Annotated in this window: 12 protein-coding genes and 1 pseudogene; 9 read left to right on the top strand and 4 right to left on the bottom strand. The window is 53.5% G+C overall.

All coding sequences use genetic code 11. The annotated features are described in order from the left end of the window. Positions 1 to 24: 24 nt before the first annotated feature. Positions 25 to 1,530 carry an FGGY-family carbohydrate kinase gene (locus EAO80_RS16745; RefSeq protein WP_122090961.1) on the bottom strand — a complete coding sequence of 502 codons (1,506 nt, stop codon included), beginning with the start codon at positions 1,528 to 1,530 and terminating at the stop codon, positions 25 to 27. Between the two features lie 337 nt (positions 1,531 to 1,867). Between EAO80_RS16745 and EAO80_RS16740 the strand changes: the two genes are divergently transcribed. Further along, entirely contained in the window at positions 1,868 to 2,014 is a 147-nt protein-coding gene (locus EAO80_RS16740) for a DUF2080 family transposase-associated protein (RefSeq protein ID WP_122090960.1), read from the top strand. A gap of 3 nt (positions 2,015 to 2,017) precedes the next feature. Beyond that, positions 2,018 to 3,247, top strand: coding sequence for an RNA-guided endonuclease InsQ/TnpB family protein (locus EAO80_RS16735; protein ID WP_122090959.1), 1,230 nt, complete (start codon positions 2,018 to 2,020; stop codon positions 3,245 to 3,247). A 167-nt stretch (positions 3,248 to 3,414) separates the two neighbouring features. On the opposite strand, the pseudogene EAO80_RS20880 reads toward EAO80_RS16735, so the two are convergent. Next, a pseudogene (locus EAO80_RS20880) lies at positions 3,415 to 3,537 on the bottom strand (tryptophan--tRNA ligase); the annotation flags it as partial. Between the two features lie 95 nt (positions 3,538 to 3,632). Between EAO80_RS20880 and EAO80_RS16725 the strand changes: the two are divergent. From EAO80_RS16725 to EAO80_RS16715, 3 genes are all read left to right on the top strand, one after another. After that, the gene (locus tag EAO80_RS16725) at positions 3,633 to 4,421 is read left to right on the top strand and encodes a YihY/virulence factor BrkB family protein (protein ID WP_245998683.1); all 789 of its coding nucleotides are present in this window, start codon (positions 3,633 to 3,635) and stop codon (positions 4,419 to 4,421) included. 337 nt (positions 4,422 to 4,758) lie between these two features. Continuing rightward, positions 4,759 to 6,435, top strand: coding sequence for an ATP-dependent DNA ligase (locus tag EAO80_RS16720; RefSeq protein ID WP_122090957.1), 1,677 nt, complete (start codon positions 4,759 to 4,761; stop codon positions 6,433 to 6,435). A 64-nt stretch (positions 6,436 to 6,499) separates the two neighbouring features. After that, entirely contained in the window at positions 6,500 to 7,516 is a 1,017-nt protein-coding gene (locus EAO80_RS16715) for an MBL fold metallo-hydrolase RNA specificity domain-containing protein (protein WP_122090956.1), read from the top strand. 230 nt (positions 7,517 to 7,746) lie between these two features. Here EAO80_RS16715 and EAO80_RS16710 read toward each other — a convergent pair whose 3' ends face one another. Then, positions 7,747 to 8,448: a DUF4013 domain-containing protein gene (locus EAO80_RS16710; protein ID WP_122091007.1), complete on the bottom strand. Its 702-nt coding sequence runs from the start codon at positions 8,446 to 8,448 to the stop codon at positions 7,747 to 7,749. A gap of 433 nt (positions 8,449 to 8,881) precedes the next feature. Here EAO80_RS16710 and EAO80_RS16705 point away from each other — a divergent pair, with 433 nt between their 5' ends. After that, positions 8,882 to 9,595, top strand: coding sequence for a haloacid dehalogenase type II (locus tag EAO80_RS16705; RefSeq protein ID WP_122090955.1), 714 nt, complete (start codon positions 8,882 to 8,884; stop codon positions 9,593 to 9,595). Between the two features lie 198 nt (positions 9,596 to 9,793). On the opposite strand, the gene EAO80_RS16700 is transcribed toward EAO80_RS16705, so the two are convergent. After that, the gene (locus EAO80_RS16700; RefSeq protein ID WP_162994054.1) at positions 9,794 to 10,885 is read right to left on the bottom strand and encodes a carboxypeptidase regulatory-like domain-containing protein; all 1,092 of its coding nucleotides are present in this window, start codon (positions 10,883 to 10,885) and stop codon (positions 9,794 to 9,796) included. 735 nt (positions 10,886 to 11,620) lie between these two features. Here EAO80_RS16700 and EAO80_RS16695 point away from each other — a divergent pair. The 3 genes from EAO80_RS16695 (at position 11,621) to EAO80_RS16685 (ending at position 13,995) form a co-directional block, all read left to right on the top strand. After that, positions 11,621 to 11,944 (top strand): DMT family transporter, encoded by a 324-nt coding sequence (locus EAO80_RS16695; protein ID WP_122090953.1) that lies wholly within the window; start codon positions 11,621 to 11,623, stop codon positions 11,942 to 11,944. 326 nt (positions 11,945 to 12,270) lie between these two features. After that, the gene (locus EAO80_RS16690; RefSeq protein WP_122091006.1) at positions 12,271 to 13,674 is read left to right on the top strand and encodes a selenium-binding protein SBP56-related protein; all 1,404 of its coding nucleotides are present in this window, start codon (positions 12,271 to 12,273) and stop codon (positions 13,672 to 13,674) included. 6 nt (positions 13,675 to 13,680) lie between these two features. Then, the gene (locus EAO80_RS16685; RefSeq protein ID WP_122090952.1) at positions 13,681 to 13,995 is read left to right on the top strand and encodes a 2Fe-2S iron-sulfur cluster-binding protein; all 315 of its coding nucleotides are present in this window, start codon (positions 13,681 to 13,683) and stop codon (positions 13,993 to 13,995) included. Positions 13,996 to 14,243: the final 248 nt, after the last annotated feature.

Here is a 14,243-nt window from a genome sequence, read left to right as displayed (position 1 = left end):
TCGCAGTATCAGACCGCACAATCGTCATCCGGACAGCTGCGATGTAGTCTCAGCGTGAAGCGCCCAGATCTCGGTCATATGTGAGCGGATCTGTACGTACTGCTCATAGAGTAGATCATACGTTTCGGTCACAGCAGTAGTCGGCTGATACCGATCCGGAGTCGACAGAACCTGACTCGTACCGACTGTGGGATCCGAATAACAGTCAGTACCCACTCCTGCAAGCACCGCTGCGCCAACTGCAGTCGGTTCGGCACTATTCGGAACGAGGATCTCGACGCCCATGCAGTCCGCAACGAGTTGATTCCAAAACGGCGACCGAGTGGGCCCACCGGTTACGTACAGCTGTGAGACCGTCTTCGGGATCGCCTCGTAACAATCCCGAAGTGCCAATGCAAGCCCTTCGTACACGGCTCGAACGATATGAGCGGTCGTATGCGATGGCTCTAGGCCAAGCAACTGGGCTCGTGCATTCGGATCGACGAACGGACCTCGTTCGCCAGTTGGACTAAGATACGGGAGATACAGAAGACCGTCCGCTCCTACCGGCACCGATTGTGCAGCCGTCTCCAGATCCGAATAACTGACTTTGCCTTCATTTACGATTTCGCTGCGTACCCACTCGATACTCCGAGTGCCTGCGTTTGAGCCGATCGCCTCCGTGTAGAGATCGTCCCACAGAGCGACCTGGATCGTCGTCGAATCGACGCGTGGTGTCGATGCTAGCGATTGGTTGACTACTGAAGTCCCGATCGAGGAAACCGAATCACCTTCGGAGACGGCACCACACCCGATGGCGGATGCAGCGACATCGAACAGTCCCATTACAACCGGCGTTCCAACTGGAATGCCAGTCCTCGCTGCCGCAGGTTCCGTTATCGATCCGACAACGGACCCCGCCGGCTGTAACTCCGGTCGAAGATGCATGTACTCGGCTAAGCCTATAGTCTCCCAGACGGCATCCGAATAGGATTGGTCGTGAATGTCCAGTAGTGGGAGTGAAGCGTCGCTCAGATCCGTCGTGCACTCTCCAGTCAGCTTATAGGTGAGCCAATCCTTGCAGAACAAAAGCGTCGCTGCCGTCTCGAGGCGTTGTGGCTCTTCATCGGACAGCCACGCAAGAAGCGGAAGTACAGTCCCCGGAAAGAGCTCTGACCCACAGATACGTTCGATCTCTTCGAGAGTACCGTCGGTACGCCACTGCTCGATGTACTCGCTTGCCCGACTGTCCGACCAGAGGATAGCATCGCGAACGGGATCGCCATCGCGATTGATTAACCAACAGCCATCGCCTTGGCCTGCAATACTCACACCAAGAATGGTCACATCACGTGGAAGCTGCTTGAGGAGATCCCCGAGACAGCCAGCAGTCTGCTCCCAGACGGTGTTCATATCCTGTTGAGCCCATCGGGGCTCTGGGTGATCGGTCGAAAGAGATCGCGTAGCTAGTGCCTTCTCGCTTCCAGCTGGCGTAATGGCGATCGCTTTGATCACTGAGGTACCGGCGTCGACACCCATGAGGATATCCATTACTCAGTACGCTACTGCCAGTCGAGTTAGGGATTATGGACAGTAGCGATCAAAATGACAGAGAGACAGTCTTTATTCCTCTAACGTATTGGGTCAGCGAATCCATCTAGGAATATATCTGTACCTAACCGCAGTCGCTAAGGGCCCTTCCTCCAAGTGAGTGAGGAAAGCGAGTAGAAGGAGATACAGCGTTCACGAGACGCTTCGCATCTCGTTAGCCAATCAGAACGCTCCGCGTTTTGATAACGCCACCATCGTCTTTCTTTCGTTCGATACTGGCGGCCTGTGGACTTGTGCTATCGGTAGCTTTACGAGTGTATATTCCTAGATACATTCAGTGGATCGGTACGAGATCGAAGGACACGGAGTTCTTGAAGCAGAAGCCAAACGGTCTGGTAACGGCGCGCATGTCTACGTCCCTGAAACATGGGCCGGTGCGACGGTTAAAGTCGTCCGTGTCACTGATCCATCTGACGACGAGTAGACTATGCGCTACAACTACCGGTATCGACTCAAACCCACCGACGAACTCCACGAGCGGTTAGCGTGGACCGTCGATACCTGCCGGCAGGTCTACAACCACTTTCTTCACAGACTCAACCGGGTCGACGGAACCTCTGCTTACTCCGAACAGTCTCTCCTTCCCGGCCTCAAACGCGAGTGGGGCGAACTGAAGGATGTTCACTCGAAGGTCCTTCAGAAAGTCGTTCAGCGGTTGTACGACAACCTCTCGACGCTGAAGGGGCGGAAGGACAGCGGCTACCACGTCGGCGAACTCAAGTGGAAGGCCCCGCAGGAATATCGTTCGATCACGTACAGTCAAACCGGCTTCAAGCTCAACAACACGAGCGGTCGGCCTGTACTCTCTCTTTCCAAGATTGGCGATATTCCAATAATTCACCACCGCGAGATTCCCGATGACGCAACGATCAAGGAGGTCGTTGTCAAGCAGGAGCCCACGGGCGAATGGTTTGCCATCCTCGGGATCGAAACCGAGAACGACGCATTGCCAAAACCGGAGACTCCCGAGAAGTGCGTCGGCATCGACGTGGGTATCCTGAAGTACGCCCACGATAGCGATGGAACTTCTGTCAAGGGTCCCAACCTCTCCAAGGAACGCGAGCGGTTGGAACGCGAGCAACGTAAGCTCTCTCGGAAGCAACACGGGTCAGCGAACTACCGAAAGCAACAGCAGACCGTTGCACGACGCTATGCCGACCTGAAAAGGAAGCGTCGCGATTTTCTTCACAAACTCTCAAACTACTACGCTCGGGAGTACGATCTTGTAGCGGTCGAAGACCTCGACGCGAAAGGATTGATCGAACTCCCGTCGAACAGCCACAATCGCGCCAGAGCAGCGTGGGGAACGTTCCTCCAAATGCTTGAATACAAGTGTGAACGCGGAGGAACGCACTTCGTTGTCGTCGACCCGCGTGGAACGACCAAAGAGTGTTCGAATTGTGGCGTTTCGACCGAAAAGCCGCTGTGGGATCGGAAACATTCGTGTCCCTCGTGTGGGTTCGAAGCAGATCGCGACCTTAATGCCGCCTACAACATTCTTTCTCGCGGACTCAGCGAAGTAGGAGTGGTTCACTCCGAATTAACGCCTGCGGAGACTGCGCTCCCTACGGGAACCGATTCGGTTCCTGCAAAGCGCGTCATTGAAACAGGAAGTCCCGTCTCTAGCGAGGCCATCAGACCGAGCAGGGCGGGGTAGTTCACAGCGGCAATTTGGGGTATCTCTATGGCTGCTAAGTCTCGCACCTCCTACTGGAAAGCCGTATCCTTGTCCGTTCTACCGGCAGTTAACAGCAGCAGTCCGGGGTGACAGACCTGTTCTTGCTCCACTCTAGAACATCGGAGTTTGATCCAGCATGAGAGGTCACGCTTGACTCGCTCGTCGCTTTCCTCAAAGAAGTAGTACAGGAACTGATAGGGGACATCAACCTCAGGATCCCCACCATGCTCTCGATGGGCTTCAATACTCGACTGGCCACCGGAATATGCGGACTACGGAGATAAGTCGTATCAAGCCCACAGATTAACTGTGTGGGCTGAAATACAGATGCATGGATACTCAGTCGGTCGTCTCACAAGCGAAATTGGTCAAAGATGTCTTCAGCGACAAGAACGTCACCTTCTTGGCCGGAAGTATCGCCTACAGCGCGTTCGTCTCGCTAGTTCCACTGCTCATGTTCGTTCTCCTTGCTGTCTCGTACGTTGATCCCCAACTGCAACAACAGGTCATCGAAGTTGCGACTACTAACGTCTCTCCGTCAGTCGGTGGCGTCATCCAGGTGATGATCGAACAGCAGTCAGGCGCCGGTGCCGGCTCAACGATTACCGCATCGATAATCGGGATCCTCACCCTCGTTTGGGGCGCGCTCAAAGTGTTTCGTGGGTTAGATACCGCGTTCTCGGAGATTTACGAAACGACCGCCCAAGAGTCGTTTGTCGGCCAAATCAAAAATGGACTGGTGATGCTCGTAACACTCACAGTGGGGATCGTTGCGATGGTCGCCGCCACTAATATCGTCGCGTTCTTTTCGTTCATTCCGTTCATCGGGCTCGTAGTACCGCTCTTGCTTATCGGAGGTCTCCTCATTGCGTTCTTTCCGATGTACTACCTCTTTCCGGAGATCGACGTCGAGCCACGTGAGGTACTTCCAGGGGCCCTCTTTGGAGCGATCGGATGGGCGATCCTGCAGGTACTGTTTCAGGTATACGCCTCTCTGGGTGGAAGCGACAGCAATCTCATCGCGAGCATCCTCCTGTTAGTCACCTGGCTATACTTCAGCGCCGTTATTCTGCTGTTGGGCGCAGTGGTCAATGCAGTCCTCACTGGTCGCGCGAGCGAGATAGTCGAAACAGAGGCCGATCCCGCGACGTAGAACAGAGAGCGAACGTGGGAAAATGTTGAAGCCATCCCAGAATAGTCACATTTAGCGCGAGTCGCACGCAGAGCGTATTTCCAGATACCCACCGAAGGGTTCTAGATCGGCGACATTCTTGCCTGGTACAACGAGTACCAATGATTAACAGGAGCTTGACAACCCAAATCGGAGTGGTGTAGCGTAATCCGACTGGAGTCCACTATTCTACCACCTTTGGAGCTGTCCTACGAGAACTACGATTGCACCGATTGCACCACCAGAAGCAGCTCCCCTCTCTGATGGCCGGAAACTGCAATGCGTACCCTTTTGCGGGTTCTTCCCGTTGATTTCTATAATGGAGTATCGCCGGCTGGTCGAGATGTATGACCACCTCGATGCAACATCATCGACGCTCGAAAAAACCGATATTGTAGCCGATGCGTTCGGTGAGGCAGGTGACTTGCTGCCAGAGTTTACCCAACTCGCACGTGGTCGTCTCTTTGCCTCCTGGGAACACGATGAACTCGGCGTCTCCTCGTCGCTCACCGCTCAGGCGATCACGAACGCGACCGGGGTCAACAATGACCAGATAGAGTCGTGGTGGCGCGAAACCGGCGATCTTGGAGACGCCGCCGCAAACGCTATCGAAAACCGCGCTCAGACCACCCTCGTCTCTGACACGCTCGATATCCAGACCGTCTATGAGACCCTTCGTGGCCTCACCGAATACGAAGGAACCGGGAGTCAAGACCGACGCATCAATGATATTGCGAATTTGCTTGCAGACGCCGAACCGAACGAGGCCCGGTATATCGTCCGAACCATCGTCGGCGCAATGCGATTGGGAGTCGGGGAAGGGACGATTCGTGATGCCCTCGCCACAGCGTTTCTCGATGGCTCCGACGAAGCGATCCAAACTGTCGAACGAGCCTACGAAGTCACGAACGATTTTCGGACTGTTGGTGAGACCGCCCGCGAGCAGGGTCGTGACGGACTCGAGGACCTCGACGTTGAACTACTCCGACCAGTGAAGGCCATGCTCGCCCAGAAGGCCGAGGATGTCGCCGACGCACTCGACGCGACCGAGCAGCCACTCATCGAATACAAATACGACGGGATGCGGACGAAAATTCATATCGATGGCGATAACGTTCGCGTGTTCACCCGGCGACTGGAGGACGTCACGACTCAGTTTCCGGATATCGTCGCTGCCGTCCGTGAGGAAATCATCGCCAAGAATGCCATTATCGAGGCTGAAGTAGTGGCGTATGACCCTGAAACGGACAGTCCGATCCCCTTCCAGGAGTTTTCCAAGCGCATCAAGCGAAAGAACGATATCGAAGAGATGGCGGCAGAGTATCCTGCGACCGTTCACGTCTTCGACCTCCTCTATCATGACGGCGAACCCCTCGTCAATAGGCCACTATCCGAACGAATCGAACGTCTCGAAGGACTCATCGACCACGATAGAAATGAAGCGACGATCCAGCGGGCGGAGAATCTCCGACCAACGTCGGTTGAGGAAGCCGAAGCGTTCTACGCCGACGCACTGGAGGCCGGTCAGGAAGGCCTGATCGTGAAAAACATGAACGCTCCCTATCAGCCGGGATCGCGTGTCGGCTATATGTTGAAAGTGAAACCGATGATGGAACCGCTCGATCTCGTCGTTGTACAGGCGAAATGGAGCGAGGGTCGCAAGAGCGACTGGTTAGGTCGTCTGCGACTCGCTTGCTGGGACACCGAGCACGAAGAACTCCGCGAGGTCGGGCGAATGTTCTCGGGGCTGACCGATGCTGAACTCCGCGAAATTACAGCAAAACTCGAGCCACTGATTCAATCAGTTGATGGCCGAACAGCGAAACTTCGCCCAGAAGTCGTCATCGAGGTCGAATACGAAGAGATCCAAGAATCGACGACATACGATTCGGGGTACGCACTCCGGTTCCCTCGATTTGGTGGATTCCGCGACGATCTCGGTCCTGAGGACGCTGATCAATTCGAGCGCGTCGAACGCCTTTACGAGGAACAATAACAGTGATGATCGATCACAGGAACGAGGTACTGGTGTGGAAAACGCAACTTGAGGGCAACCACCGATGACGGCAACAGAAGCGGTCAGTCTCCGTGACGGAGTACGAATCGACCTCACAACTGGGGAAACCGTCGTCGCAGATGCGACCGAACCTAATGGCGATGTCGTCGTTCTCAGTCACGCCCATGGTGACCACCTGTACACGCGAGCCCCAACCGACGTGATCTGTTCGGATCTTACTGCCCGACTTGCCGCTGCCCGACGAGAGGATGAGGGATCGCTGTCGCGTACGTCACATCCAGCGATCGAGCAGGTATCAGCAGGTCACGTTCCGGGGTCGTGCGCTACTATTATCGAGGACAGCGATGGAACGACCTACCTCTATACTGGCGACTTCTCGACACGGAATCGGTTCGCTCTCGACGGGTTCGACGCTGGAGCAGTTGCCGCTGAGCACGATGTCGACGTACTCGTTACTGAATCCACCTATGGGAAACCGGAGTACGTCTTCGAGGATCAGGGGACACTCGAAAGCCGTATCATCGACTGGTTGAACGATAGCAATGATACACCCGTTATCCTGTTTGGCTACACGCTTGGACGTGCACAGGAACTCGAGTTGCTCGTTGCTCGATCCGAGCGTGACCGATTATTTGTGACTGAAGCTATCGAGCAACTGAACGACGTTATTGAATCTATCCACAATGTTGAGTTTGCCGCCGAGCGCTACGGCCGTGATGTGACGATCGGAGCTGGAGATGTATTGGTTCTTCCAGCACAGACGAACAAGCTCTCGTTCGTCGATCACATCGTCGAAAACACCGGTGCACTGAAGGCTGGTTTTTCCGGCTGGGCCATCGAAGACTCGTTCAAATATCGTGGTGATTACGATGAGACGTTCGTACTCTCCGATCACAGCGATTTTAGTGAACTCACTGCGACTGTCGAAACGTTAAATCCAAAGCAAGTGTTCACGCAACACGGATTCGCTGACGCATTCGCCACTCATATCGAAACGACGCTCGGCATTGATGCTCGGTCGCTTAAGGAAAACCAGACCTCGCTTGGTCAGTTTAGCTAAATCTCGCCGGTCCGAATCATTGTAGGCAATATCATTCCCGCTCGGGCACTCAATAGTCACCCTCGGTGATCACCAACCCCGCTCGGGAGACCACCGCCGAGCGTTCGATTCGTCGCCATTTCGTTCGGTAATACGGGCCGAGAACTCTTAGGAGTTCTCAAGCCAGGAATGTTCGAAAATGGCCGTCTTTAAATAGTCATCAGGAATGTGAGTACTAAAAAAAGAGCGAGTTAGATCTGAGCTTGTTCCTGTGGTTCGGGACGGTCCCGAATGGGAATCTGTTCGATGTCAGCCCAAGTGTGGCCGATGATATAGTAGGCTGCTACGATGGCGTAGAACCCTACGAACGCACCAGCGATGAAGCCGAGGATCGGAATCACGTTGAGTAGGCCGGAGACAACGGCCCCACCGATGATGACAAGGAATGCCATCAGCCAACCGGTAGCGTAAGTCTTGTCCATCAGCACGCGACGCATGGTCTTGACCTCGAATCCAGACACTAAGGTCCGCTTCTCCGCGAAGTTCGCCAGTGCTGCGGGAATGGCATATGCCGCAAGTAGGCTCAATCCAAGCCAGAGCAACATGCCCACGAAGATACCAAGTCCGCCGATCGTTCCGAGGATGTCGCTACCGGTCGACCCGAGCAGACCGGCGCTCAGGGCGAACGCGATCAGAACGATCACAGGGACGAACGCGTAGATAAACATGATTACGCTTGCCTTCGCACCCTCAACGATCAGCTCGCTCCAGTCCTCAAAACCGGGCGCTTCATCGTTACCACTCGCAGTCCGGTCAAGAACACGAACGAGATAGCCTGTGATTGCGAACAAGGGTACAATCAGGAATCCAAACAGTGAGAGGATTCCACCAATAATCACTGTTCTCCAGAGGTCCTCGCTTCCTCTGAGATAGCTAAGGGATTCACTAATCATCGCCATCCCTCCCTGGTACTCTTCTCGCTATTTCGCACACTGTCAATCCCGTTTGACGTTTTCATAATTACTCCTGATACATCTCACCGGAGTGAATGTTCAGTACTACCTCAAGGTGTGCTGATGGCTTAATGTTTCCTATGGGAAACCGACGTAATCAGACATTTCAGACTATCTACTTTGCGTTTGATGGCACATCGACAGGTGGTCTAAATTCTCATGGAACTATCTATTTCGAGTTTCATCTTCAGATGGCCTCGTGATCGGCTCACCTGTGGGCAACTCGCAGTTAAGTCTCAGAGCACCTAGTCTGTCTTATCTGTAGCACTCGATTCAATCATGTACTCAATTATCTCTTCATTGATAAATTTATTTCGATAATCTCCATAATACATAATGTTATTGTATAGATGGCCGTATATTCACTCGCCAAATGTCCAAGATTGCTGCGGAAACGATCCAAGAAGAGGCGAGCGTTCTTGCCTTCGACCTGTGGGATACGTTGCTCGATCGTGAATCGACACTAATCCCTGCATTAGATGAATTGCTGACCGATCATGGATGCGATTATGACCCGGAAATCTTACTACGACGATATCTAGCGATGCACTTCCGAGACTCGATGATTGATTCGTTGATTCCCGGACCCCATACACCTTTCAAGGAGATTAGTCGTCGGGCGCTCAGTTACCGAATAGAGCAACTCGGGCTCGACGTCCCTGACGAGGAAATCCGTCGAATCATCCGGCAGTGGAAGACCCTTCAACCCTATCCGGACGTAGACTCAGCTCTGGATCGCTTAGGCGAGGAGTACAAATTAGTCGGACTTTCGAACGGCGACCCGGACATGCTCAATGCAGTACGTCCAAACTTCGAGACAGAGCTTGATGGGGTTGTGTCAGTCGCTGATGCTGGCGCGTACAAACCACACCGAGCGTCGTATGATCTGTGCTGTGAAAGATTCGGTGTCGCACCGCATGAAGTCGTATTCGTAACTTCTCACACATTCGATCTCGTGGGGGCGAAGGCAATCGGAATGCGCGGAGCGTTTCTTAACAGGCATGAGAACCCGTATGGGAGCTGGATTCATCAACCAGATATTACCGTTGCTGACACTGAAGAGTTAGCAGATATATTATTGTCATAGAACAATCATCTGACTCACTTTGCTTTTCTCTTTCTTTGTCCACAGACTAAATAGCCAGTTATCACTCTATAATCATTGATTGGCTAGAATAAATAATCTATATCGAGGAATGAGAAGGAGACTATATTAGGGCTTGTCGAACCAGATTAGTATGACAAAGTTCGGCCCAGTAAAGCAATAATCCCCATTCTGATCGTCCTACGCGTTATTCGGAGCGCCGGGTAACGTCTCGCAGGCAATTCCATCGCTGTCGGGGTCAAGCCCGTAGGGATCGTCAGGATATTCGTCGTAGGCAGCCTGAGCCTCTTCCCACGTATCGAAGTCATCGCAATTCAAATCTACTTCAGGCGGCTCTTCGGGCGGTTCTTCCGGTGGCTCCTCTGGTGGTTCTTCCGGTGATTCTTCATCGTCGCCGTCTGAATCTAGGTCGGAGTCATTGCCGGAGTCGTCACCTGAATTGTTCGATCTGGACAGGGTCTCAGTATCTGAGTCAGATTCAGAGTTCGAATCAGCGTTCGATTCCGACTCGTCATCGGAGTTCGAACTCGTGGATGAATCCGAATTTGAATCAGTGTCCGGATCAGCGTCGTTGTTTGTGTCCGAATCCGAATCTATGGATGAATCGGAGCCAGAGTCACTACTCTCGTCTTCGGGCTCTGGATCACTATCTCCGTCGCCACTATCCCCACTCTCGTCGTTGGTCTGTTCCTCGTTCTCTTGTTCTTGTTCCTGCCCACCACTGTCGCCAGAGGCATCACTCTCAACTGTGGACGATGTATCGCCATCGACTGTCACCGTCTCGGTGATTTGGCTTCCATCATCAGGTGTTGAGGTGAGCGTGAACTGACCATTGGTGACACTAAAGACAACCGTCCCATCCGCATCGGTCGTGAGTGTTCGCTCCCCACCTGAGTCATCGTGCGTGGCTGTGACATCGACGCCTTCTATCGGCTCATCATTCGCATCGACGATCGTTACGGTGAGTGAGTAGTAGTCCGGTTCTGTGTTGGTATTTTCGGTGCTTTCGTCCGACGTTTCAGTGTTAGAGTTGCTTTCAGCCGAGGTTCCGGTGTCTGAGTCACGGGTCGATTCGCCGCTATTCCCTTCGTCGGATTGTGAATTCGCTGCTGACGAGTTGGAATCAGCCTCATTGTCTGCCTCTGACTCGTTAGATTCACCAAATGGTGAGCCCGAGCTGTTACGGCTCTCGTTCTGTTCGTTCTCAAGGTCTTCGCTTTCAGAAGGTGTTTGATCGCCTCCAGTACCATTTCCTCCGTCATCGCCTCCCATGTTGGTGCAGCCTGCTCCTAGAACCACAGTACACATGAGGAGAATGAGTATGTGTTTTCTATCCATTGTAAGTCTCATTCTGAGATCTACTCTCAGAGTAATTAGACAAAATGACACATGGAACTTAAATATTGCTTGTTATTATATGTCGAATGATATTATAGCTATTGGATGAGTGGATATATTACGATCAAACTTCTAACGACTGACCCAGCGATTCTCGGGAGGAAATTTAATATCACTATATTATCTCTGAAACACTACACTGGCAGCGTGCCGAATGTTATTCGTCACAATGTAGATCACGCAAAGAAGATAGTATTGACGTACTCACCATTGATAAACCGATCTTTACGAATTCGCCCCTCTTCTGAGGATCTGATTGAAGTCAACAGATTAATATTTATAATGTCAGCCGGTAGTGGAGGGGCGTATCCGTTGATTAGATCCAACTGAGGGTAGTCGCTCCTCAATAAGAGCCACCTTGTACAATACCTCACATTCATGATCGTTTTGTTGCACAAGGTTAATTACGTAAAGAGATGGGAATCCGTGTCCACAGCCACAGATGAGATATAGGTAACTCTACTGAAATCCTTAGACTGCGATAGGAATGAGGTGGTGCATATAGAGGTCAATCAAACAGAGAATGTGCTTAATCTCGGCAAAACCAATCATCAAGTCGGTAGGTTAGCAGAAGATATAGTTCGACTGAATGAGTAGCTAAACGATGAGATGTCGTGGCCTCTCTTGATACTGGCTGGCTTGTTTGAGATCGGATGGGCGATTGGACTCGAATATTCAGACGGCTTTTCAAAACCAGTCCCGACGTTTGGTACTGCTATTGCCCTCATCATTAGCATGGTTCTATTGTCACAGGCAATCAAAGACCTCCCTATAGGCACGGCGTACGCTGTCTGGACTGGTATCGGTGCTGTTGGGACGGCTTCGCTTGGAATCGTCCTGTTTGATGAACCTGCAACCCTTGCTCGGATCGGATTCATCAGCGTGATTCTCGTTGGTATCGTCGGTCTCCATTCCGTTTCTGGTGGCCACTAGATATCTACTGGTGTTGGGTATCTTGTCTGGAACAGAGACAGTCCTCCATGTGATCAGAACGATACCCCAATTACTGAGAAGGACGACGAATCGGGAACCTATCGTCGGCGCGGTAGAGAGTGGGGATCCAATCTTGATGAAATTCTAGTAGTATACTACCGTCCCAACTGAAACACCCGTTAGATAGGGGTGCAAACTGAGAAGAGATACGAAAATCCGTACGAGACACGCTTAAACACGCGCTCCAAGCAACCGTTAGTATCATCCCTGTACCCAAACGAGCGAAATTACTATCTATGGTCAAGTTGACTGTGCTATATACTACCATGAGTACTGATGAGCCCAGTCACTCGACCGAGACACACGGGCATGAACACCACGAGGTGGAGGGGCCAGGCTATCCAACACCCGCGGCAATGCGTACGGAATCCGAACGCGAGAAGACCGCCTTTGTCATGGCACCCCGGGTTGGGATGGACGTCGATAGCCCGGACTTCATTGGCGTTGTGGATGTGGACCCCGATTCCGACACCTATGCCGAATTGATCGACACCGTTGAGATGCCGAACAAGGGTGACGAACTTCACCACTTCGGCTGGAACAGTTGTTCGTCGTCGTGCCATGCCGAGGGACTGACCCGCGATCACCTGATCGTCCCTGGTCAGCGCTCCTCGCGAATTCACATCATCGACGCTTCCGATCCCCGACAGCCGGCGATCGAGAAGGTAATCAAACCCGAGGACGTGTTCGAGTACGACCTCTCGGCACCCCACACCGTTCACTGCGTTCCCGGAGGGAAAATCGTCATCAGTATGCTTGGCAACGCTGACGGCGAACTCCCTGGTGGCTTCCTCCAGCTCAATCAGGACGACTTTTCCATCGACGGCCACTGGGAGAGCGACCGCGGTGGTATGGAGATGAACTACGACTACTGGTACCAGCCCCGACACGGCGTCATGCTCTCGACGGAGTGGGCGGCGCCACAGACCTACTACCCTGGCTTCGATATGGAGGATGTGGAGGCCGGCAAGTACGGCGACAGCATCCATATCTGGGACTGGGAGACCAAAGAACACCGCCAGACGCTCACCTTTGGTGAGGAAGGGCTGATCCCGCTGGAGATCCGGATGCCCCACAACCCAGAGGAAACAGAGGGATACGTGGGCGCTGCACTTTCCTCGAATGTCGTCCGATTTTGGGAGGAGGACGACGGAAACTGGGGGTGGGAGAAAGTGATCGACATCAAGGACCGCGAGCATCCAGACTGGGATATGCCTGTTCCCGGTCTCGTGACCGATCTCCTCCTGTCGCTTGATGACCAATACATGTTCTTCTCGAACTGGCTGCACGGTGACGTGCGGATGTACGATATCAGTGACACAGGCAATCCCCGATTGGTGGATCAGGTGTGGGCCGGGGGCAACTTCGGCGACCGACAAGAAGTTGCGGGTCATGACATCCGGGGTGCCCCTCAAATGCTCCAACTGTCCCGTGACGGGCGGCGGCTCTACTGGACTACCTCCTTGTTCTCCTCATGGGACAACCAGTTCTACCCCGAAATCGGCGAGGAGGGATCGCTGATGCTGAAGGCGGACGTCTACCCTGAGGAGGGGCAGATGGAACTCGACGAGGAGTTCGTTGTCGACTTTGGTGACGCGCCCGGTGGCCCGGCCCGTGCCCACGAAATTCGATGGCCCGGTGGCGACTGTACCAGCGACGTCTGGCAGTAGCCGCCGATGTATCGGGTCACCTTGGAGTGGCGCAACGGCCAGGAAGCGACCGTCGGTGTCGCCGAGTCGGAGACGGTCATTAACGCCACCGAGCGTGAAGAGCTCGGCGTCCCCTATGGCTGTCTGTACGGCGCCTGCGGCACCTGTACAGGGCGTCTGCTGGAGGGGGACCTTGTCCACGTTGAACGGCCACGGGGGCTCAAACCCCGACACCGGCAAGACGGGTACGTCCTGCTCTGTGTGGCTGAACCGCGCTCGGACTGTCGGATCGAGGTCGGCGCTCGGGTGCAGGCTGACCTCGTGCCGAACCCGTGGAAATGAGAGCGACCGTCCGATCTTCTCGGTGGGCGAAGTCGGCCTTGGTCTCTAAGAGAGCGAACACGTATCATTCGATGCCTTGCTTGGATACATCACCCACTACTGGGAAACCTCGACGATCACGAACTGGCCTAACTACTGCACTGAAGGCGAACCTGCCAGTTGATCCATATACCTACCCGCCTGGCCAGGATCGATAGTGTATGCAGTACTCTTCTCTGTCTCAACGACTAGGTTGACTTCACCCACGT

Source organism: Halalkalicoccus subterraneus (genome assembly GCF_003697815.1).
GTDB lineage: Archaea > Halobacteriota > Halobacteria > Halobacteriales > Halalkalicoccaceae > Halalkalicoccus > Halalkalicoccus subterraneus.
This window is presented reverse-complemented; position numbering and strand designations above follow the sequence as displayed.